Here is a 22,663-nt window from a genome sequence, read left to right as displayed (position 1 = left end):
TCGAAGCAATAGGGATTTTAAAAACAATCTATTTTCAATTAATGCTATAAGAAAACTTTAAAATGCAGTTTATAAAAACTTAAATTATCTTATATCACTTATATGGTTTAAAGAAAATTATGCGTTGAAAATTTTCTCTTGGTGACCAATACTTTCTTGGTGAATTGCTTTGAACATTCTTAAAACGAATTCTTCAGTAAGACCTTTTTTCTCACCTTCTAAAATCATTTTTCCTAAGATTTCATTCCAACGGTTGTTTTGAAGAATAGCAACGTTTGCATCTTTTTTCACTTGACCAATTTCGTCAGCCACTTTCATACGTTTTCCTAATAACTCTAGCAAGTTAGCATCTAAAACATCGATGTTAGCTCTTAGTTTAGTCATTTTTTGGCTGTACTCGTCTGTAGTGTCATCTGTTTTTCTGATAGTCAAATCTTTGATGATTTGTTTCAAAGTATCTGGAGTAACTTGTTGCGCAGCATCAGACCAAGCATTGTCTGGATCGATATGCGTTTCGATGATCATACCATCGTAGTTCAAATCTAAAGCCTCTTGAGTTACTTCGAAAATCATTTTACGATCTCCAGTAATGTGAGATGGATCGATGATTAATGGTAAATCAGGGAATTTGTTTTGTAATTCGATAGCAATTTGCCATTCTGGAATGTTTCTGTATTTTGTTTTTTCGTAAGTAGAGAAACCTCTGTGGATAACACCTAATTTCTCAATTCCAGCCATGTGTAAACGCTCAACACCACCTAACCATAAAGCTAAATCTGGGTTTACTGGGTTTTTAACCAAAACAATTTTATCAGTTCCTTTTAAAGTATCAGCAATTTCTTGAACTGCGAAAGGGTTTGCAGTTGTACGTGCACCAACCCATAAAACGTCAATATCGTATTCTAAAGCTAGTTTACAGTGAGCTGCAGTTGCCACTTCAGTTCCCATTAATAAACCAGTTTCAGCTTTTGCTTTTTGTAACCATTTTAATCCAATTTCTCCAATACCTTCAAATCCTCCCGGACGAGTTCTTGGTTTCCAGATTCCAGCTCTGAATACACTTACTTTTGAATCTTTCAATTCGTGAGCGATTTTCAAAACTTGATCTTCAGTTTCTGCACTACAAGGTCCAGCTATCACAAGTGGGTGATTTAAATTGAAATCTTCTAACCACTTTCTCATTTCTTTCTTATTTTCCATCTTAATTCTAATTTACTTTTTAGTTGTTGTTAATCCGTTTAGTATTTCTTTAATTTTATTTGTGCTTTCCATTTCTTCAAAAATGGCGTTGTAATCTTCTTCTTTTAGCAAATCTCTAAACCGACTTAGGTTTGAGATATAAGCTTCTAATGTTTCTAGAACGTATTCTTTATTTTGTTTAAAAATCGGTGTCCACATTGCTGGTGAACTTTTTGCCAAACGAACGGTACTTTCAAATCCACTTCCCGCCATATCAAAAATGTCCTGCTCGTCTTTTTCTTTGTTCATTACCGTTTTTCCGAGCATAAACGAACTAATGTGCGATAAATGCGAAACGTAAGCAATGTGTTTATCATGCGAAACGGGATCCATGTATCGAATTCTCATTCCAATTGAAGTAAAAAGATTTAATGCTTTTTCTTGTAATTTAAAAGCTGTCTTTTCTACTTCGCAGATAATATTTGTTTTTCCTTGAAACAAACCTCTTATTGCTGCTGATGGTCCAGAAAACTCAGTTCCGGCAATTGGGTGCGTTGCAATAAAATTTCTTCTTTTTGGGTGATTGGCTACTGCTTCACAAATTGGCTTTTTAGTCGATCCTACTTCAAAAACTATTGTTTTATCTCCAACTGCATCCAAAACTTTAGGTAAAACCGACAGCGCTACATCTACTGGAACCGATACGATCACAAAATCTGCTTTTTGCAAATCTTCAAAACTTCCCGCTTCGTCAATAACTCCAAGATCAATTGCTTGCTGCAAATGCTGTTCGTTGCTATCGATTCCTAAAATAGTCGCATCAGGATAACGTCCTTTGATGTCTAACACCATCGAACCGCCTATTAACCCTATTCCTATTACGTATACTTTCATAATTTTTTAAAATTCCAAGTTTTAAAATTCCAAATTCCAAGTCTTACTTTCGATTGTCACCCTAAGCGAAGTCGAAGGGCGTTCCAATTGGCACGGGCCTTCGACTCCGCTCAGCCTGACAATGTGAATTAAAATCTTAATACTTAATTCTAAAGTCTTAATACTTAAAACCTATCTATCGCTTCTTGTACTTTTTCTTCTTTTACACACAATGAGAATCTGATATAACCTTCGCCGTTGCTTCCAAAAATGGTTCCCGGTGTAATGAAAATATGTTTCTCATATAATATTTCGTCAATGAACTTCTCTGCTGATTCTATTCCTTCTGGAAGTTTGGCCCAGACAAAAAGCCCAACTCCTTCTTTATACACTTTGCAGTTTAATTTTTCTGCTAGTTTTTCAGTCAATTCTCTACGGCGTTTGTAAATTTTGTTTTGATCTTCAAACCAAGATTTATCACATTTTAAAGCTGCAATTGCTCCTTTCTGAATTCCGTAGAACATCCCGCTGTCCATGTTGCTTTTTACTTTTAGAACCGCATCAATAATTTCAGGATTTCCTAAAACCATTCCGACTCTCCAGCCTGCCATGTTGAATGTTTTACTTAAAGAGTTTAATTCTAAAGCCACATCTTTCGCGCCTTCAACTTGCAATAAACTCATCGGATTATCATTCAAAACAAAACTATACGGATTGTCGTTGATCAATAATATGTTGTGTTTTTTAGCAAAAGCAACCAATTTTTCAAATAACGCTAAACTTCCTCTCGCTCCTGTTGGCATGTGCGGATATCCCAGCCACATTAATTTTACTTTCGAAAGATCTAATTTTTCTAAAGCTTCGAAGTCTGGTTCCCATTGATTTTCTTCTTTCAAATCATAATAAACCGGAACTGCTTCTACCAAATTGGTTACCGAAGTATAAGTTGGATAACCTGGATTCGGAATTAAAACGTGATCGCCTGGATTTAAAAATGCAAGCGAAATATGCATTATTCCTTCTTTTGAACCCATGAGCGGTAAAATCTCATTATTCGGATTCACTTCAACACCAAACTGATTTTGATAAAAATCTGCCATCGCCTGCCTCATTTCTGGTAATCCCTGATAGCTTTGATAACCATGTCCGTTTTCGTCTTGAATTGCCGCGGCTACCGCTTCAATTACTTCTTTCGACGGACTCAAATCAGGGCTTCCAATTCCCATATTGATGATCGATTTTCCTTCAGACATCAGTTGTCTCACTTCTCTTAGTTTTGATGAGAAGTAGTATTCTTCAACTGTGTCTAATCGTTTTGCTGTTGTAATCATGATTTATATTTAATTTGCTTTAAGCTTTCTTTTTTGACTTTAAGACTTTTGACTTTCCAACTTTAAGACTCACTTAAAGGTTTCGTGTTTTTATATTCTCCCAACACTTTAAAATATTCTGCCATTATGTTTAATAACGCTTTGGCTTTTGCAAAATCTTCGTATTTCTCAAATGTTACGTCTACAAAGAAGGAATATTTCCAAGGTGTTTCTATTTTTGGAAGCGACTGAATTTTTGTCAAATTCAGTTTGCAATCGCTCATTACATTTAAAACCGCCGCTAAACTTCCTCTTTTATGATCTAATTCAAATTTTACAGAAGCTCTGTTGATTTCGCTTTCTGGCAGAAATGAATTTTGCTTTTTAATGATTACAAAACGAGTCATATTATTTTTGATCGTTTGAATCGATGATACAATAATATCAAGATCGTACATTTCTGAAGCCGTCACACTTGCAATTGCAGCAATTCCAGTTAATTGTTTTTCCTGAATTCTTCTTGCTGTTTCTGCTGTATCTTTATCCTCAACCAATTTGATATTTGGATATTGTTTTAAAAAATCCATACACTGCAAAAGTGCCATTGGATGTGAATGAACTTCTCTAATATCTTCAATTTTCTGACCTTTTAAAGCCATTAAATTCTGCTGGATATTCAAATAATGCTCTCCAATAATGTGCAAATTATTCTTGTCGATCAAGGCATAATTTGGAATAATCGGACCTGCGATTGAGTTTTCGATCGCCATTACAGCCTGATCAGATTTTCCGGCAATAAGGCTGTCGATCAATTCTTCAAAAGATAAACATTCATCAATATCCACATTTTCAGAGAAATACTCTTTCACAACCTGATGATGAAATGATCCTTTAATACCTTGTATTGCAATTTTCGTTGTCATATAGTCAAAAAAAAATCCTGATTTGCATCAGGATTGTATATTAGTTTTGTTTGTCTTAAAATTTGATCTCAAATAACCATAGCACAATCCTGACTTCTACTAAAGAAGAAATAAAAATTGTTGCTAAAATAAAAACGGTTACTTGCCATTTTGTTTGTGTTTTGTTTTAAATTCTCTGCGAATGTATAAATTATTTTTAGTGCACCAAAAAAAAGATTGCATTTTATGAAACAAAAAAGGATTTCTTAACAAATTTAGCAGGTTTTGTATGATAATATAAAAAAATCGGCTTAAAATGAGAATATTAAAATGAGGTTCTAAGGTTCTGAGAAGATAAGGAGCTAAGTTTTTTTTGCCACGAATTCACGAATTTAAATCAAATCGTTATCATTATTAATTCTAATTTCACCAATTAACCGCACAGATTTTAAAAAAAATAAATTCGTGAATTCGTGGCTATTCCTCAAAATAATCCAGAAACTGGTCTATTCGTAATCCCGATTTTGGAATAATCAAAATCCATTTTTTGTTTTAGTAATGACGCATACACACTTCTAAAATCAATTTCGTATTTTAAATCGCCGTTGTCTAAGTCGGATAAGTTTGGATTTTTTCCTAAAATGGTTCCTTTATTATTTCCCCCTATTATGAACATTGGCGCTGCGGTTCCGTGATCGGTTCCGTTTCCATTGTCTTTTACTCTTCGTCCAAATTCTGAGAAAACTACTATGGTGACGTTTTGAAGTAATTGTGCTTGTTTTAAATCGCTGTAAAAATTATAAAGGGCATCATTTAAATCTCCCAATCTTTTTTCGTGAATGGAAAGCTGATTATCATGCGTGTCAAATCCGCCGAGAGAAGTATAATAAACTTTTGAATTTAGGTTTCCTTTTATTAATCTTGAAATCCACTCTAGGTTTTTAGATAATTCAGTTTTTGGATAACTGATTTCGTTTTTCGATTTAGCTAATGCTTTCTGAATTTCATCTGAACCTTCGGTAACTGAATTTGCAATTTTTCGAACAAAATCCAAATGTGGATTCTGAGACAAAGTCACATTTTCCTCTTTTCCTTTTACTTTAAAACGGTTTGGATCTTTTATGGTAATAAAATTCGGCTCCACTCCTTTTAAAGCCAAATTATCAATAGAGTCTAAATTGATTCCAGCAGTTGCCTGATGTCCGTTGCATTGCAGATCCAGAAATCTTCCTAGCCAGCCTTCATTAATATATTCATTCGAATCGGTTGCCGTTTGCCAAATTTCCTGACTTCTAAAATGCGAACGAATAGGCTCTGGATAACCGACGTTTTGAATTACAGTCAAATCACCATTTTGTTGCATTTGGACAAAATCTTTCAACGAAGGATGAAATGCCATTCCTTTATTTTTCCCAACCACAACATCTTTACTTAAAGCAATTTTAGTTCGTAAATCATAATACAACGGATCGTCATACGGAATAAAAGTATTCAATCCGTCGTTTCCTCCGTTCAATTGAACAAAAACAACGCATTGTTCGCCAACAAATAAATTCGTTTGCGAACCAAAAGCGTGTAAAAAATCAGGAAGCACAAGCAGTCCGCCTGTGAAAGTTCCTGTCAATGTTAGAAAATCTCTTCTGTTCATAATCTTATTTTCTAAATTAATTGATATTCAGGCAATTTTGTAATGTAGTTGAATACGCGAACAACTGCAAAATCAGCATGAGGTTCCTTCGGATCAAAATCGTATTTCAAAAGTTTTTCCATGTCTTTTTGAGCCGAATCACTAACTGTAAACAACAATCGATTTGACAATTCAGAAATAATGGTTTTATTATTTCCGTTTGAATCAAAAACGACTTTTACATCCACTTTTTCATATTCTGATTTTTCTTTTTCTATTCCGTTCATCATCGTCTTTAAAACCTTTCGAGTTAGGCTTTTGCCACTGCATAATAAATCGGCTGTATTATTTCTTTGCAAATAAATCTGAGAAGTCAGCCAGGAATTTCCTCCATCCCAGCCTTTCACGTTTACCTGATTGTATAAATCCATTCCTTGCTGTTTTATGAATGCCATAATTGCAGCATCGTCAACATTCTCGATTTGTAATTCATCATAAAGCTGTAAAATATAAACCAGCGGATTTTTGATTTTGTTTCCAGAATTCTCTTTTGAAAATTCTTCCGTAAAAATCTTAGTCAGTAAAGGCTGGATTTCGAATTTTTCTTTTCTAAAATAATCTCCGTAATAGGCTACCAAATCTTCTGGTGGATTATCATATACAAACCATTTCAGGATTTTTCGAGTAATTAAATAGGGAATATTTTTCTGTTCGAAAATAATATCAACCAAATCATCGGCTTTCCAGTTTCCGGTTTTTCCGAAATAGGTTTTATCACTATTGTCTTCTATATTTTTTCGGTAAACCGCGCCGTCATCGCCAATATTTAAACCTGCTAATGCTTTTGCTCCGTTTTTAATGTCGTTTTCTGTATAATTTCCAATTCCGATAGTAAATAACTCTAACAATTCACGACTTAGGTTTTCGTTGACTTTTCCTTTTTTGTTGTCGCCGTTATCAAGATATCGCACCATTGCATTCGATTTTAGAATCTGTTTGGTCAATTCTTTAAAATTGCCAAAAGCATTTTCACGCAAAATCATATTGTGCTGATAAATCCAGTAGTTGATTTTTACTTTTTGTGAAGTCGAAACGAAATGATTGTGCCAAAAACAAACCATATTCTCGCGAAGCGGAAATTCATCTGTACGCATTTTGGCGATCCACCATTTTTTAAATGCTGCATTTGCTTGATTTTCTTTTTTCTGAAATTCTTTTCTGGTTTCGGGACCTGAGATTTTTATTTGTTCTCTAATCTCTTTTAATTCTAAAGTTGTTTTAGGCTGATCCTGCAGAAAATCAGGAAACTGTTTGTCAAATTTGGAGTTATAGGAATGTTTTAGAAACTTTTCTACTCCTAATTTTTCAATTTGAACACCTTGTTTTCCTGAAAAACCTAATCGTAATGACCAAAGATTGCTTTTTTTCATAATCAGAAATTATTACAATAAGACTCAATTCTCTTTTAAAGGTTTAAAAGAGAAGGTTCTGAGCTACTTAGATGCTAAGGTGCTAAGTTTTGAAAAGGTCTTTGGTATTAATTAGAACGGGGAAATTTTGGGGATATTGTTATTAGACAATCATATTCAACATAGCCCAAGGTTTTAACCTTGGGATACTTATGATGCTCTTCTTTGTGTACCCACGGTTGAAACCGTGGGCTATGTTTAAATTCGATGTGATCAAAAACAAAAAAAGCAGCTATCAAAAATGACAACTGCTTCATATATCAAATTAAAATCTAAAATCTTTAGATCTAAAATCTACAATTAACTTCCACACATTTCACAATCCTCAGGACCTGCTGCTTGTGCTTTCAACAACATTGCTTTATAATCTTCAACGCTGATTTCTTCAGTTTCCTGAACTAAAGATGGAGTTTCCTCTTTTTTGTCGTTGTTTAATGTGAATTTAATAGCATCTACAGCCGCTTTTGTTCTTAAATAATACATTCCCGTTTTTAAACCAGACTGCCAAGCGTAGAAGTGCATTGACGTTAGTTTAGAATAGTTTGCATCTTGCATGAACAAGTTCAACGATTGAGACTGGTCAATAAAGTAACCTCTTTGACGCGACATATCGATAATATCTTTCATCGACATTTCCCAAACTGTTTTATAAAGTTCTTTTAAATCTTGCGGAATAATATCAATATTTTGAACAGATCCATTATGACGCATAATTTCTTGCTTCAATGACTCGTTCCACAAACCTCTTTCTACTAAATCGTGAAGTAAATGTTTGTTTACTACGATAAATTCTCCAGACAATACACGACGTGTATAAATGTTTGATGTATAAGGTTCAAAAGCTTCATTGTTTCCTAAGATTTGAGAAGTCGAAGCAGTTGGCATCGGAGCAACTAACAATGAGTTACGAACTCCGTGTTCTACAACTTCTTTTCTTAAAGAAGCCCAGTCCCAACGACCAGATAATTCCTCATCTTTCATTCCCCACATATTGTGTTGGAATTCTCCTTGTGACATTGGAGAACCTTCAAAAGTTGAGTAAGGTCCTTCTTCTTTTGCCATTTCCATAGAAGCGGTTACAGCAGCGAAGTATAAAGTTTCAAAAATCTCTTGGTTTAATTTTTTAGCTTCATCACTTGTAAAAGGCATACGCAACATGATGAAAGCATCTGCTAAACCTTGCACTCCTAATCCAACTGGACGGTGACGCATGTTTGAGTTTTCAGCTTCTTTTACTGGATAGTAGTTTCTGTCGATTACTTTGTTCAAGTTACGAGTTACACGTTTTGTAACATTGTAAAGCGCTTGGTGATCGAATTGTCCGTTTTCAATGAACATTGGCAATGAGATTGAAGCCAAGTTACAAACTGCAATTTCATCTTTAGAAGTAAACTCCATAATCTCTGTACACAAGTTAGAAGAACGAATTGTCCCTAAATTCTTGTGGTTCGATTTACGGTTTGCTGCATCTTTATACAACATATATGGTGTTCCAGTCTCGATTTGAGATTCTAGGATTTTCTCCCATAATTCACGAGCACGGATGGTTTTTCTTCCTTTATTTTGGAATTCGTAATCAGTGTATAATTTCTCGAATTCATCTCCATAAACGTCATATAATCCCGGACATTCGTTTGGACACATTAAAGTCCAAGTTGAATCTTCCTGAACACGTTTCATAAACAAATCTGAAGTCCACATAGCGAAGAATAAATCTCTCGCACGCATTTCTTCTTTTCCTGTATTTTTCTTTAAATCCAAGAAATCAAAAATATCAGCATGCCAAGTTTCGATGTAAATCGCAAAACTTCCTTTACGTTTTCCACCACCTTGATCTACGTAACGCGCTGTATCGTTGAAAACTCTCAACATCGGTACAATTCCGTTTGAAGTTCCGTTTGTACCGCGAATGTAAGATCCAGTTGCACGAACGTTGTGGATAGAAAGTCCGATTCCTCCCGCTGACTGCGAGATTTTTGCTGTTTGTTTTAATGTATCATAAATACCATCAATACTATCATCTTGCATTGCCAAAAGGAAACAAGAAGACATTTGAGGTTTTGGAGTTCCAGCATTGAACAACGTTGGCGTTGCATGCGTAAAGAACTTTTTAGACATTAAATCATAAGTTTCAATAACCGATTTTAAGTCGTCTAAGTGAATACCAACAGAAACACGCATTAACATGTGCTGCGGACGCTCTACGATTTTTCCGTTTATTTTAAGAAGATAAGAACGCTCTAAGGTTTTGAAACCAAAGTAATCGTAATTAAAATCTCTTGTATAAATAATATGAGAATCTAAAAAAGCAGCGTTTTCCTGAATTACTTTAAATACGTCATCTGCAATTAATGGAGCATCTTGTCCATTTCTTGGATTCACGTAGTGATACATATCTTTCATCGTTTCAGAGAAAGATTTTTTAGTATTTGAATGTAGATTTGAAATAGCGATACGAGCTGCCAATTGTGCATAATCTGGATGCGCAATTGTCATAGAAGCCGCCGTTTCTGCTGCAAGATTATCTAATTCAGAAGTCGAAACCCCATCATACAATCCTTCGATAACTCTCATGGCTACCTTAACAGGATCTACAAGCTCATTCAAGCCGTAACACAATTTTTTGATTCTTTCTGTAATCTTATCAAACATTACCGGCTCTCTGTGGCCATCTCTTTTTACTACATACATAAGCTTACCTTTTATGGTTATTGAAAAAATGAAAGTACTTAGAGAACGAACTCCAGCACTTAAACATTGCGTGTTTTTAAATTAATTTTAGAGAATTACCGAATTCTCAATAGTTACTCCTTTCAAATTCGAAAATCGAATTTAAATGCGTCATAAATTGCTATTGAACCTGCGACTTGGGGAAAGAGATTCAACCTTAAAAAAATATTTTGTAATCTTTTTTTAGCGTTACTGAGAAGATCAGGCGCTAAAAGTATTTTGTTACCTAAAAATCTGCATCGAATGAAATTTTTTGAGCATCACTATCCGTGTTCATTACACCAGATTTTTGATACTCCGCAACACGTTTTTCAAAGAAATTAGTTTTTCCTTGAAGAGAAATCATGTCCATGAAATCGAATGGATTTGCTGATCCGTAAACACGCTCGCAACCTAATTCAACCAAAAGTCTATCAGCAACAAACTCTAAATACTGTGTCATTAAACCAGCATTCATACCAATTAAACTTACCGGAAGAGATTCAGTAACAAATTGTCTTTCGATATCTAATGCATCGACAATAATTTCTTTAATTCTTTCTTTTGGCACTTTGTTTACCAAATGGTGATTGTGCAAGTGAACTGCAAAATCACAATGTACGCCTTCGTCACGAGAAATCAACTCATTAGAAAATGTTAAACCTGGCATCAAACCACGTTTTTTCAACCAATAAATTGAACAGAATGCTCCTGAGAAAAAGATTCCTTCAACCGCAGCAAAAGCAATAAGTCTTTCAGCAAACGAATCTGACTCGATCCATTTTAAGGCCCATTCTCCTTTTTTAGCAATTGCAGGGAATACTTCTAAAGCATTAAATAATTCTGTTTTTTCTGCCTCGTCTTTAACGTAAGTATCAATTAATAAAGAATAGGTCTCACTATGAATATTCTCCATCATGATTTGAAATCCGTAGAAAAATTTCGCTTCAGCGTATTGTACTTCATTTACAAAGTTTTCAGCAAGGTTTTCGTTTACGATTCCGTCAGAAGCTGCGAAGAATGCTAAAATGTGTTTGATGAAATATCTTTCATCATCATTTAACTTATTATTCCAGTCTGCCAAATCTTGGTGTAAGTCGATTTCTTCTGCAGTCCAGAAACTAGCTTCCATCTTTTTATACCATTCCCAAATATCATGATGTTTAATCGGAAAAATAACGAAGCGGTTTTTATTTTCTTGTAATATTGGTTCGATTTGTGACATGACAGATTCTGTTAATTTTTGTATTGAAATTTTACTTTTTCAGTAGACTACAAAGATTGTCAATTAACGTCAAAAATAAAAGCCAAACTTATTCACAATCGGAGGTAGTTTTTAACAACGGCTAAAATTTGAGAAATTTTTCAGACAATAATTAATTTACTGTTAATGAGTATTTTAAAACCGTTTCACACTTCTAATAAGCCTGTAAAATATAGACTTTTTAATATAAAAAGCAAGAAATTTTAGAGAGTTTTAAAAAAGTTTTTTTGAGTCAAAAAATTATTTTTTTGAGTTAAAATATGTAGTCAAAATGACTATAATTTTTGATGCTGATTTTAAGAATTTTTATGTTCTTCAGCAACTTTTTCAAGTTCCATATACCAGTCTTCACCAAAACGACGAATTAACGCTTCTTTGACAAATTTATAAACTGGAACTTCCAATTCTTTACCTAAAGAACAAGCATCATCACAAATATCCCATTTGTCATAATTAACCGCTGCAAATTCCGTGAAGTCTTTTACTCGAATTGGATATAAGTGACAAGAAACTGGTTTTTTCCAATCAACAATTCCTTGATTATAGGCTTGCTCAATTCCGCAAAGTGCCGTTTTTCCATCAAAAATTACGTAAGCACAATCTTTATTATCAATAAGAGGAGTTTCTAAGTCGCCGTCTGTTCCGGTTATCCAAGTTCCTTGCGCTTCAATTGCAGCAATTCCTTCTTTTCTTAAAAAAGGCTTTACTTTAGGATAGATTTCTTCTAATATTTTGGTTTCAGCCTCATTTAAAGGCGCACCCGCATCTCCATCAACACAACAAGCTCCTTTACAAGCAGACAAATTGCATACAAATTCTTTTTCCAGAATATCTTCTGAAATAATAGTTTTACCTAACTGAAACATGATATTATTTTTAGAGTGCAAAGATAGTCAAAGAAAGCAGATAAAAAATGTACCACAGGGATTCGCAGAGAGTTTCACAGAGATTCACAAAGAATTATTTCATTTTTATTCTTTTTACAATTTAATCTTCGAGAAACTTTGCTAAAAATATTTGCGAAACTTTACGACAAAAAACACAATTGTTACAAATATCACTTTTTAAACCAATAAAACATGTTTTTATAACAAAAATACATTCTAAAGAAAAAACACCTAACTTTATTATCTACTTTTGCACCAGTTTTTTAACACTTTAAATTCAACATACTATGTTAGAAATTAGCTTTAAAGAAATTGTCACTGTAAGTATGGTACTTTTTGCCGTAATTGATATTGTTGGTTCTATTCCGATTATTGTCAATTTAAGAGCAAAAGTCGGACACATCGAATCTGAAAAAGCATCTATCGTTGCAGGAGCCATTATGATTGTTTTTCTTTTTGTTGGAGAAGGTTTACTAAACTTGATTGGTATCGATGTGCATTCATTTGCCGTTGCCGGATCATTTGTTTTATTTTTCCTTGCTTTAGAAATGATTTTAGGAATTAGGATTTATCGTGACGAAGAACCAGGTTCTGCTTCTATCGTTCCGCTAGCATTTCCGTTGATCGCTGGTGCCGGAACTATGACCACTTTATTATCGTTAAGATCTCAATTTCACACTATTAACATTATCATTGCAATTCTTCTTAATATTATTCTGGTGTATATCGTTTTGAAGTCATCCAAAAAAATCGAAAATTTGTTAGGAGAAAACGGACTTGGAGTAGTTCGCAAGACATTTGGAGTGATACTTTTAGCAATTGCTGTTAAATTATTTGCTGCTAATGTTAAAGGTTTGTTTGTCTAAAATTTATTTTTATAAATTTACCCCGTAAAATATTCTAAAATATAACTCTTAGTCATTTTTCAGGGTTCTACTTTATTATTTTAGACCAAACAGAAACAATCTTATGAAAATTTTCACTTCAATCTTAGTGCTTTTAGCATTAGCTTTAATTGTTTTTAATATTACGCTATTAGACTTTAAAAATCCTTTTCAAGGAGATAGTATGGTAGCTTTTATTGGAATCGCCGCTTCATTTTGCGCTGTTCTGATTCTTTTGATTTTTAGGATTTCAAAAAGAATTGAAGAAAAAATGAATGACAACAGATAATATGTTTGACGTTTTAATTATAGGCGGAGGAGTTTCAGGAATGTCTTGCGCTCTAGTCTTAGGATCCGCGAAAAACAAAACTTTTGTTACTGACAAAAAAATTGGAATTTTTACACATCAGAAAAATTCTTCTTTACAAGAGGCAATCTTTTATAACGCTTACGGAATTACACCAGGAAAATTAGGCTCTGAACTTTTAACTGAAAGCACACAGGATTTAGCTACAACTTACCCACACATTACTCAGATTCCAAATGAGAAAGTAATGAAAGTTGAAGGCAGTTATCCTGAATTTACTGTTGTAACCAACAAAAACTCTTATAAAACAAAAAATATCGTGATCGGAATTGGTTCTGCCAATACTTTCGACATTGAAGGTTTAATGCAATTTGTTGAACCGCATAAAAAAGCGCTTCCAGAAAAACAACGAATTCAGTTAAAAAATGAAGATCATAAAGTCGCTGATGGCATTTATGTTATCGGAACTTTAGCAGGCTGGAGAAGTCAATTAGCCATTGCCGCCGGAAGCGGCGCTGCTGTAGCTACAGATATTCTTACTTTATGGAATAACGGCACGCAAACTCATGCTCACGATAGTATTCGATAATTTTTCCTTTTTAAACCATTAAAGACATTAAGTTAATTAAGCTTTTGCCTTAAAATACTTTACTTCAAAGTACATTAAGAATTGACCATAAAAAAACCATTAAAAGATTAAAAAATAAGCTTAAAGCTTAATTAACTTAATCTCTTAATGGTTTTATTTTTTTGTCTTTCGCTTATTTAACCGAAACGATTTCTGTTACTTTTATGTGATTTTCATCCTCCATTTTCCATTTTTCTCCTTTTACAGTTACCACATCTCCGATTTTTACTTGTTTGTAGTTTTGAGGTCCACCAACATTTACAATGCTAATCGTAGCAAAATAAACCTCTTTATTGTCTGTGGTGATTTTTGCCGTGTAACCGTCTTTTCCGCCTTCAATAGACTCTACTCTTCCTGAAACTGGATTATTTGCATCATTTTTCATAGTCGTACAGGAGATTACAAAAGTCATTAAAAGCACTAGGAAACTTATTCTTTTTAGATTTTTCATATTTTATGGATTTAACCGCAAATTGCACTAGGATTAATGCAATGTTCGCTAAGTTTTTAAGTTAATATTATTTTCTCAGCTTCAAACTTTATGCCAGCTGGACACAGCTTCCTGCAATGACTTTTAAATTTTTACCTATTTTTTTCCAAACTCTAATATATTTGAAAACTCCGTTAATTGGATTATTATCGTAAGTTCCTTTTAATGAAACCGTAACCGTAACCACTGCTGTACTTTCAATTATGTTTACGATTTGATCGCAAGCTTCTAAAAAATCTATTTTCATTTTTCCGGAGCGATACGAATTTAAATCGAAATCTTTAGTTATTGTTTGCCCATCAGGCATATTGAAAAGCAAATCATCATGAAGGATTGTTTCCAAAGCCATAACATCCGATTTTTTAATAGCAGTCAGAAGTTCGATTTCTGCATTAATAACGGTTTCTATTTTCATGATATAAAAGTTTGAAGTTATTTCTTCGGATTGAGAATGGTTTTAATCATTGCGTCATCTTTCAAGATCACATCATAATAATACAATTCACCAAACAATTGTCGAGCAAATTCAGCAGTAATATAACGGTTCACAAGGGCTTTCGTCTTATCAAGCTTCAAGTCTAAACCAGTCATTAAAATATAGTTTTTAAACTTTTTGAAGTACACATCAGATGTCTTCATCTTATTTAAAAACGTATTAAAATTATCTCCTTTAAAAGCATTTCTATCCTTGTCTAATTCTTCAAAAACAAAATGGCCGACAATTCCTGTTTGCAACAAATAACCAACGTTTTCATTACCGTGTTCTGCTTCCATTGGCACAAAAACATCTGGTACAATTCCGCCGCCACCGTAAACGATTTTACCTTTTGGGGTTTTGAATTTTAATGAATCTGCTACTTTAATACTATCTTTTGCATACAATTCTCCGGTAGCAATTCTAGCTTCTGATTCTTTAAAATATTCTTCATTTCCTTTTTTATAAGGTTTTTGAATTGATCTTCCTGTTGGCGTATAATAACGAGCTACCGTCAATCTTACAGCAGATCCGTCATTAAAATCCATTTCTCTTTGAACAAGACCTTTTCCAAAAGAACGTCTTCCGACAATAGTTCCACGGTCATTATCCTGAATTGCTCCTGCTAAAATTTCGCTCGCAGAAGCACTGTTTTCATTAATCAAAACATATACTTTACCGGTTTCAAAACTTCCGGCTTTTGTAGCATACGTTTTATCTGTTGATCCATTTTTACTTTTTGTAAAAACAATCAGCTGTTTATCTTTTAGAAATTCATCAGCAATGGCGATCGCTTCTTCCATATAACCTCCTCCATTGTCACGAAGATCAATTACCAGCGACTGAATTCCTTTTTGTTTTAATCTTGTTAAACCTGTTTTAAATTCATTGAAAGTAGTTTCAGCAAAACGGTTTATTTTGATGTAACCAATATTGTTTCCAATCAACAAAGAAGCATCCACACTTTTAATCGGAATAACATCTCTTTTGACTTTAAACTTTAATTTCTTTTTTTCTGATTTTCTAAAAACAGTCAATTCGATTTCCGAACCTTGTAAACCTTTTAATTGTGAAAACAAACTATCTGAAGGTAGTTTTCTACCGTATAATTTTGTTTTTCCTGCAAATAAAATTCTATCTCCAGACTTTAATCCCGCTCTTGCTGAAGGTCCGTTTTCAATTGGTTTTATAATCGCAACCGAATCTTTATACATATAAAAATTGATTCCGATTCCAACGAAATCACCTTTCATACTTTCAGCAACTTCTGCTTGTTCGCTTGGCGGAATATAAACGGAATGCGGATCTAGTTTGGAAAGAATATTATCTACTGTTAGATTTACAATAGAATCGGTATTAATGCTGTCAACATATTCATTATTGATAAAATCAATCAGTTTGTTGAGTTTGGTTTTGGAGTAATTTTTTGCCAAAAGCTGATCATCGACGGGAGCATTCATAAGGCTTCCGACAACCGTTCCCAGAGCAAAAGTGGCTCCGATTATTATGGGCAAATATTTTGAATTAAATTTCATTTACTCTTCTAAAACAGGAATATGTTCTACTTCCACACCTGCTTTTATTAAAAATTGAATTCCAGAATCATCACGGTATCCATTATGGTAAACCACTCTTTTTATTCCCGACTGATGAATTAATTTACTGCATTCTTTACACGGAGAAAGCGTAATATATAAAGTTGCGCCTTCACAAGATTGTGTTGATCTTGCCACTTTAAGAATTGCATTGGCTTCTGCATGTAAAACATCCCAGCGTGTTAAACCGTCTTCATCTTCGCAGCAATTTTCAAATCCAGATGGTGTTCCGTTGTAACCATCAGAAATGATCATTCTATCTTTTACGATAATAGCTCCGACTTGTTTGCGTTTACAATAAGAAAGCAAGCTCCACTCTTTTGCAATTCGCAGGTATGCTTTATCGTATTTATTCAGTTTTTTTACTTCCATTTATTTTATCTGTTCCAAATCGGACTTTCAATAATCATCGGAACTACAACTCCAATAATAAAAGCCGACATTACAAGTGCCCAGTCGCGTTTTGAAAAACGAAAAACCGTTTGCACAATATATGATATTACCAAAACAACAAAAACCACCACTAACTGTGCAGCTTCAATTCCTAAAGCAAACTCTCCCAAAGGTAGCAATTTTGATGTTGCAGAACCTCCTAAAATTGTTTTGAAATAATTTGAGAATCCTAAACCATGAATAATACCAAAGAATAAAGTTATGAAAAATACTAGATTTATGCTATCATTTTTAGACGTCTTTCCAGCTGTAAACAAATGATAAAGAGCTGTTATCAAAATCGTAATCGGAATAAGAAATTCTACAAGATTTACTTTTATAGTAACAATTCCGTAAACAGAAAGAATTAAAGCCAACGTATGACCAATTGTAAAAATCGAAACAAGAAAAAATATTCTTTTCCAGTCTTTAAATAAATACGGAACGGTTAATGCGATTAAAAAAAGAACGTGATCGTAAGCGTTAATATCTAAAACGTGTTTTAATCCTATTTGAAAATAAATCCAAAATTGTGACATAGGTAATCTATAATTTAAATAATTAGGGGTTGTAAACTTACAATTAATTTTCAGGAATTAAAGATTTGCGTCGGTAAATCGTGCAATAAAAATAAGTTAAATTTTATGAGAAAATTAAAATCAAAAATTTAAAAATAGGATTATATTTGTTCTTTAAAAAACTAATTAATTATGCCATTTTCAGAATTATTTGATAACGAATTCAAACAAAGAAACAGAGGTCATTTCTCTGCAATTGTGCGTGTTGCTTTTGCTGACGGAAAAATAAGCCCGGAAGAGCAAGAATTTTTGAATAAAATTGCTTCAACATTACAAATTTCAGAAGAAGAATACAAAGAGATCCTTTCAGATCCATGGAAACATCCAATAAACCCACCTTATTTATATACACAACGTTTAGAGCGTTTATATGATTTGGCAAGAATGGTTCACGTTGACCACCATTTAGGTGATTTACAAGAAGTAATGCTAAGACGTATGGGATTAGCTTTAGGATTTACTCCAGGAAACGTAGATTATATTGTTGCAAAAGCACTTTCTTTAGTAGACAAAAAAGTAGATTTGGATACTTTCCTTTTCGAAATGGAAAACATGAACAAATAAAAAAGTTTTCAGTCGCAGTTGCAGTATTCAGCTTGCTGCTGTCTTAAAATTGAGATTTTATAAAAACCAAAAGCCCAACAGATTATTTAAATCTGTTGGGCTTATTTTTTATAGTTAATAATGAGAATTAAAAATACTTTTGAAATAGAAAACCCGACAGGTTTTAAAAACCTATCGGGTTTGAAATATCACTGAAAACTGCGACTGTAACTGAAAACTCAGTTAGCTCCTGCCATAAATTCCTCTGCTTTTTCTACCATATTATAGCTTCCGCAGAAAAATGGAACTCTTTGGTGCAGTTCTGTTGGTTTGATTTCCATAATCCTGCTAAATCCGTCTGTTGCTTTTCCTCCTGCTTGTTCTGCTAAAAACGCCATTGGATTACATTCATACAACAAACGTAACTTCCCTTTTGGCGCTTTAGAACTTGTTGGATAAATATAAATACCGCCTTTAATCATATTACGATGAAAATCGGAAACTAAACTTCCGATATATCTAGAAGTATAAGGTCTGTTTTCTTTTTCTTCCTGGCAGTATTTAATATAATTTTTTACTCCCTGCGGAAAATGAACATAATTCCCTTCGTTTACCGAATAAATATTTCCGTCTTTTGGAAATCTCATGTTTGGATGTGAAAGGTAAAATGTACCAATTGCTGGATTTAATGTAAATCCGTTTACGCCATGACCTGTTGTGTAAACCAGCATGGTAGAAGTTCCATAAATTACATAGCCTGCTGCCACTTGATTGATTCCCGGTTGTAAAAAATCCTCGCTAGTTACCGGAGTTCCAATTGGTGTTACTCTTCTAAAAACAGAAAAGATAGTTCCTACTGAAACATTCACATCAATGTTTGAAGATCCGTCAAGCGGATCCATTAAGATCACGTACTTATTATTATGACAGTTGTCGCTCCCCTGAACTGTAATATAATCGTCGTTTTCTTCAGAAGCAATACCACAGACAATCTCACGGTTTATTAACGTCTGGATAAATACTTCATTGGCATAGACATCTAATTTTTGCTGGTCTTCTCCCTGGATATTCTGCTCGCCCGCGGCGCCGATAATATCCACCAAACCTGCTTGGTTTACTTTATGATTCACAACCTTGGCTGCCAATCGAATAGAGTTGATAATTCGGGAAAGTTCTCCCGAAGAATACTGAAATGCTTTTTGGTTCTCAATAATAAACTCTCCCAGTGTTTTATTGCGTTCTTCCATTTCTAAATCGTTATAGTTTTGTTTTTAAGTCACAAATATCGTCTATTTTGTGAGAATGATTCAAAAATTATTTTGTTAGTTTGCTACTATTGTATATTTGCTAATAATCAGCGAAAAGCAACAACTAAAAAAATGCTTTTTTAGATAATAAATACATAAAAATACGAATACAAAAAATTGTTTCTGATAAGCATTCGCAAGAGTAAATCTGATGAAGGAAAAAGCGATACTATGAAGGACAAAAAATAAAAATGAATGAATTATGAATATTAGAAAAGGCAATCCTGAAGACATGAAATCGGTTTTGGGACTTATTCAGGAGCTTGCGATATTCGAAAAAGAACCTGAAGCAGTTGTCATTACAGAAGACGATTTAATACGTGACGGTTTTGGAGAAAAACCACTCTTTCACGTCTTTGTAGCAGAGATTGAAAACGAAGAAAAACAAAAAGAAATTGTTGGAATTGCCTTGTATTATTATCGCTATTCTACCTGGAAAGGAAAAACAATTCACCTTGAAGATTTAATTGTAAAAGAGAAAATGCGCGACTCTGGATTAGGATCTGCACTTTATTCTGAAATAATGAAACAAGGAAAGAGAGATAATGTTAGAAGAATAGAATGGAATGTGCTGGACTGGAATACTCCAGCAGTAAAGTTTTACGAAAATTCAGGCGCCAAAATCCTTGAGGAATGGAGAGTAGTGCAAATGGATGAAACTGGAATAAATTCGTTCTTAGAAAAATTATAAAAAAATGTTCGCCACGAATTCACGAATTTTTATTCGCAAAGATTTAAAAAGATAATTCGTGAATTGCTTCGCCTGTTCGCTATCGCTCGGGTCGTGGCGGAAAAAAATAAGTAACAGATTTCGCCCCAAACTGAAATCTAAAAATCTAAAATCTATAAATTAAAAATGAGAGTATTTAAATTTGGAGGAGCATCGGTAAAAGATGCAGATGGAATTAAAAACGTATACGACGTTTTACAAAAAGTAGGTTACGAAGACGTAATTCTTGTAGTTTCGGCTATGGGAAAAACAACAAATGCTCTTGAAGTTGTCATAAAGAATTATTTCGAAAAATCAACAGAATTGAGTTCTTCTGTACAAGAAATCAAAAAATATCACAATCAAATTTTATTGGATTTATTTGAAGATGAAAAAAATGAAGTTTTTGCAGCTGTAAATGCTCAGTTTGCTGAACTTGAATATTTCTTAGCGCATAATAAATCTCCAAATTACAACTTCGTTTACGATCAGGTTGTTAGTTTTGGTGAATTGATTTCGACTAATATCTTAAGTCATTATATGAATTTCAGAGGAATTCAGACGCAATGGCTTGATGTTCGTAATTTCATTAAAACGAATGCAAACTACAGAGATGCAGAAGTAGATTGGGAAACCACTCAGCAAAACATCAGCAAAAATGTTCCAAGAAAACAATTAAACATCACTCAAGGTTTCTTAGGTGCTGACGAAAACAACTTCACAACAACTTTAGGTCGTGAAGGTTCTGATTATACTGCAGGAATTTTTGCTTACTGTTTAAATGCTGAAAGTGTAACCATCTGGAAAGATGTTCCAGGAGTTATGAATGCAGATCCACGTTATTTTGAAAATGCAAGTTTGCTAAACCAAATTTCATATCGTGAAGCAATCGAGTTAGCATTTTACGGAGCAACTGTTATTCACCCAAAAACTTTACAACCTTTACAGAAAAAAGAGATTCCGTTATACGTAAAATCATTCGTGAATCCTTTATTAAAAGGAACTTGTGTTTCTAAAGGTGTTGACTTAGAACCACAATATCCATGTTTTATTGTAAAAAGAGAACAACTTTTAATTTCGCTTTCTTCAATTGATTTTTCTTTTATTATGGAAGAAAACATCAGTGAGATTTTCGGATTATTCCACGAATTTAAAATCAAAGTAAACTTGATTCAGAATTCTGCGATTAGTTTCTCTGTTTGTGTGGAAGATAAATTTGGAAATTTCCCAGAATTGAATGCTATTCTTTCTAAAAAATTCAAAGTAGAATACAGCGAAAATGTAACCTTATATACAATCCGTCACTTTACAGAAGAGGCAGCAGAAACTGTTGAAGCTAACAAAGAAGTTTTACTAAAACAAGTTAGCCGTGAAACAATGCAGATTGTGACTAAAGAATTAAGCTAATATTACTTTATAAAAGGTAATTTTTTAATTCAAACTTATTAAAAAAGGCTTCACTTTATAGTGGAGCCTTTTTTGTTTTTCAGCTCCTTTTGTTCTGCCGTAATTCTTTTATAATTTTTTTTAAGTCTCTTATTCTTCCTTCATACTGTTCAATTAATTTATCAGATAAGACGGCACTATCATTTTCTGGATTTTCTATATTTTCGCTAGATTTAGTTTTTATAGTGTCTACAAAAAGTTCTTCTGGAATGATTTCAAATATTTTACAAATTTTTAAAAGATGTCCAGCCCAAGAATTGCTTTCTCCCCTTTCCATTCGGGCATAAGCAGATTGAGAAATATTTAAATGATCTGCCACTTCTTCCTGTGACATATTTCTATTTGTACGCATCTTTTTTAAGTTATGACCAACTGCTTTATTCATAAATTAATGTTTAGAAAACAAATATAAACATAAGAATTATTTTACAATTATGCGTAAATAGGTTTTTATAACCGATTATCGACTAATACTTTTTTCTAATACTCTCTAAATTTGAAAAATATTAACCATAAATCTAAATAATTATGAAAAAACTAGAATTAAAACAAATGGAAAATTTACATGCAGGGACAAGTAATAGAGGTTGTATGTTAATGGGAGCAGCTGCAGCAGTTGCATGTGCTATACCAGGAGGAGGATTAATTGCTGGAATAAGCATTTTTGCTGCAGCTGCTGCACAAGATTGTTTTTAAGCTTATAACTGAAAACATTAAACTAAATACTAAATGTATAAAATCGTAAAAGCTTTCATTTGGTCTATTGTAGGCATCATATTCTTAGATGCCAACAAACACTTTATCACAAGTAAAATGTTTGAGTATTTAGCTTTTTCACTTATAATCGCATTAAGCATTAATATAATTGGAATTATCTACACTAACAATAAAAAATCGTCTTATGAAAAAAATAAAGAAAAATAATCTAGTTAAAATTAAAGCTGGAGCTGTTGCGTGTGGCTGGGTAGGAATGTTTGCTGTTGTAGCATATAGTTCTCCAGGAGGAGCTCTAATAGCAAGTGTCAGTGGACTAAATAGTGAAATCGGCA

At 33.3% G+C, this 22,663-nt stretch carries 24 protein-coding genes; 8 read left to right on the top strand and 16 right to left on the bottom strand.

The window, feature by feature from the left end:
- Positions 1-117: 117 nt before the first annotated feature.
- From NQQ59_RS19315 to NQQ59_RS19275, 9 genes are all read right to left on the bottom strand, one after another.
- Positions 118-1,200: a bifunctional 3-deoxy-7-phosphoheptulonate synthase/chorismate mutase type II gene (locus NQQ59_RS19315; protein WP_144217355.1), complete on the bottom strand. Its 1,083-nt coding sequence runs from the start codon at positions 1,198-1,200 to the stop codon at positions 118-120.
- Positions 1,201-1,212: 12 nt separating this feature from the next.
- Positions 1,213-2,073, bottom strand: a complete 861-nt coding sequence (locus tag NQQ59_RS19310; protein ID WP_144217353.1) for a prephenate dehydrogenase — start codon at positions 2,071-2,073, stop codon at positions 1,213-1,215.
- A gap of 164 nt (positions 2,074-2,237) precedes the next feature.
- Positions 2,238-3,383, bottom strand: coding sequence for a pyridoxal phosphate-dependent aminotransferase (locus tag NQQ59_RS19305; protein ID WP_144217350.1), 1,146 nt, complete (start codon positions 3,381-3,383; stop codon positions 2,238-2,240).
- A gap of 62 nt (positions 3,384-3,445) precedes the next feature.
- Positions 3,446-4,285 carry a prephenate dehydratase gene (locus tag NQQ59_RS19300; protein WP_144217347.1) on the bottom strand — a complete coding sequence of 280 codons (840 nt, stop codon included), beginning with the start codon at positions 4,283-4,285 and terminating at the stop codon, positions 3,446-3,448.
- Between the two features lie 463 nt (positions 4,286-4,748).
- Complete coding sequence (locus NQQ59_RS19295; protein WP_144217343.1) at positions 4,749-5,912, bottom strand: DUF1501 domain-containing protein; 1,164 nt, start codon at positions 5,910-5,912, stop codon at positions 4,749-4,751.
- An 11-nt stretch (positions 5,913-5,923) separates the two neighbouring features.
- A complete protein-coding gene (locus NQQ59_RS19290) occupies positions 5,924-7,321 on the bottom strand; it encodes a DUF1800 domain-containing protein (protein ID WP_257698412.1) in 1,398 nt (465 codons plus the stop codon).
- Between the two features lie 339 nt (positions 7,322-7,660).
- Entirely contained in the window at positions 7,661-10,051 is a 2,391-nt protein-coding gene (locus NQQ59_RS19285) for a ribonucleoside-diphosphate reductase subunit alpha (protein ID WP_144217338.1), read from the bottom strand.
- Positions 10,052-10,316: 265 nt separating this feature from the next.
- Positions 10,317-11,294: a ribonucleotide-diphosphate reductase subunit beta gene (locus NQQ59_RS19280; protein ID WP_144217335.1), complete on the bottom strand. Its 978-nt coding sequence runs from the start codon at positions 11,292-11,294 to the stop codon at positions 10,317-10,319.
- A 335-nt stretch (positions 11,295-11,629) separates the two neighbouring features.
- Positions 11,630-12,199 (bottom strand): DUF3109 family protein, encoded by a 570-nt coding sequence (locus NQQ59_RS19275; protein WP_144217331.1) that lies wholly within the window; start codon positions 12,197-12,199, stop codon positions 11,630-11,632.
- Between the two features lie 308 nt (positions 12,200-12,507).
- Between NQQ59_RS19275 and NQQ59_RS19270 the strand changes: the two genes are divergently transcribed.
- The 3 genes from NQQ59_RS19270 to NQQ59_RS19260 all read left to right on the top strand — a co-directional run bounded on the left by NQQ59_RS19270 (position 12,508) and on the right by NQQ59_RS19260 (position 14,000).
- The gene (locus tag NQQ59_RS19270) at positions 12,508-13,086 is read left to right on the top strand and encodes a MarC family protein (protein ID WP_144217328.1); all 579 of its coding nucleotides are present in this window, start codon (positions 12,508-12,510) and stop codon (positions 13,084-13,086) included.
- Between the two features lie 103 nt (positions 13,087-13,189).
- A complete protein-coding gene (locus NQQ59_RS19265; RefSeq protein WP_008465053.1) occupies positions 13,190-13,393 on the top strand; it encodes a hypothetical protein in 204 nt (67 codons plus the stop codon).
- A gap of 1 nt (position 13,394) precedes the next feature.
- Positions 13,395-14,000, top strand: a complete 606-nt coding sequence (locus NQQ59_RS19260; protein WP_144219805.1) for an FAD-dependent oxidoreductase — start codon at positions 13,395-13,397, stop codon at positions 13,998-14,000.
- Between the two features lie 172 nt (positions 14,001-14,172).
- On the opposite strand, the gene NQQ59_RS19255 is transcribed toward NQQ59_RS19260, so the two are convergent.
- From NQQ59_RS19255 to NQQ59_RS19235, 5 genes are all read right to left on the bottom strand, one after another.
- Positions 14,173-14,490: a hypothetical protein gene (locus tag NQQ59_RS19255; protein WP_144217326.1), complete on the bottom strand. Its 318-nt coding sequence runs from the start codon at positions 14,488-14,490 to the stop codon at positions 14,173-14,175.
- A gap of 88 nt (positions 14,491-14,578) precedes the next feature.
- Positions 14,579-14,944, bottom strand: coding sequence for a nuclear transport factor 2 family protein (locus NQQ59_RS19250; RefSeq protein WP_144217323.1), 366 nt, complete (start codon positions 14,942-14,944; stop codon positions 14,579-14,581).
- Between the two features lie 17 nt (positions 14,945-14,961).
- Positions 14,962-16,539, bottom strand: a complete 1,578-nt coding sequence (locus tag NQQ59_RS19245; protein WP_144217321.1) for a S41 family peptidase — start codon at positions 16,537-16,539, stop codon at positions 14,962-14,964.
- A complete protein-coding gene (locus tag NQQ59_RS19240) occupies positions 16,540-16,971 on the bottom strand; it encodes a deoxycytidylate deaminase (protein WP_089054282.1) in 432 nt (143 codons plus the stop codon).
- A gap of 5 nt (positions 16,972-16,976) precedes the next feature.
- Entirely contained in the window at positions 16,977-17,570 is a 594-nt protein-coding gene (locus NQQ59_RS19235; protein ID WP_144217318.1) for a HupE/UreJ family protein, read from the bottom strand.
- 171 nt (positions 17,571-17,741) lie between these two features.
- Here NQQ59_RS19235 and NQQ59_RS19230 point away from each other — a divergent pair, with 171 nt between their 5' ends.
- A complete protein-coding gene (locus NQQ59_RS19230; protein ID WP_144217315.1) occupies positions 17,742-18,173 on the top strand; it encodes a TerB family tellurite resistance protein in 432 nt (143 codons plus the stop codon).
- Positions 18,174-18,391: 218 nt separating this feature from the next.
- Here the strand turns inward: NQQ59_RS19230 and fbp are convergent, their stop codons facing one another.
- Positions 18,392-19,399: a class 1 fructose-bisphosphatase gene (fbp, locus tag NQQ59_RS19225; protein ID WP_144217313.1), complete on the bottom strand. Its 1,008-nt coding sequence runs from the start codon at positions 19,397-19,399 to the stop codon at positions 18,392-18,394.
- 262 nt (positions 19,400-19,661) lie between these two features.
- On the opposite strand from fbp, the gene NQQ59_RS19220 reads away from it, so the two are divergent.
- Together NQQ59_RS19220 and NQQ59_RS19215 are read left to right on the top strand one after the other, a co-directional pair.
- Positions 19,662-20,150 carry a GNAT family N-acetyltransferase gene (locus NQQ59_RS19220; protein ID WP_144217311.1) on the top strand — a complete coding sequence of 163 codons (489 nt, stop codon included), beginning with the start codon at positions 19,662-19,664 and terminating at the stop codon, positions 20,148-20,150.
- Between the two features lie 165 nt (positions 20,151-20,315).
- Complete coding sequence (locus NQQ59_RS19215; protein ID WP_144217309.1) at positions 20,316-21,575, top strand: aspartate kinase; 1,260 nt, start codon at positions 20,316-20,318, stop codon at positions 21,573-21,575.
- A 79-nt stretch (positions 21,576-21,654) separates the two neighbouring features.
- Here NQQ59_RS19215 and NQQ59_RS19210 read toward each other — a convergent pair whose 3' ends face one another.
- Positions 21,655-21,999 carry a helix-turn-helix domain-containing protein gene (locus NQQ59_RS19210; protein WP_144217307.1) on the bottom strand — a complete coding sequence of 115 codons (345 nt, stop codon included), beginning with the start codon at positions 21,997-21,999 and terminating at the stop codon, positions 21,655-21,657.
- A gap of 167 nt (positions 22,000-22,166) precedes the next feature.
- Here NQQ59_RS19210 and NQQ59_RS19205 point away from each other — a divergent pair, with 167 nt between their 5' ends.
- Both NQQ59_RS19205 and NQQ59_RS19200 read left to right on the top strand, forming a co-directional pair.
- Positions 22,167-22,310 (top strand): hypothetical protein, encoded by a 144-nt coding sequence (locus NQQ59_RS19205; RefSeq protein WP_186296615.1) that lies wholly within the window; start codon positions 22,167-22,169, stop codon positions 22,308-22,310.
- 33 nt (positions 22,311-22,343) lie between these two features.
- Positions 22,344-22,538 carry a hypothetical protein gene (locus NQQ59_RS19200; protein WP_144221565.1) on the top strand — a complete coding sequence of 65 codons (195 nt, stop codon included), beginning with the start codon at positions 22,344-22,346 and terminating at the stop codon, positions 22,536-22,538.
- Positions 22,539-22,663: the final 125 nt, after the last annotated feature.

The sequence above is a fragment of the Flavobacterium panacis genome (assembly GCF_024649945.1).
Taxonomy (GTDB): domain Bacteria; phylum Bacteroidota; class Bacteroidia; order Flavobacteriales; family Flavobacteriaceae; genus Flavobacterium; species Flavobacterium panacis.
This window is presented reverse-complemented; position numbering and strand designations above follow the sequence as displayed.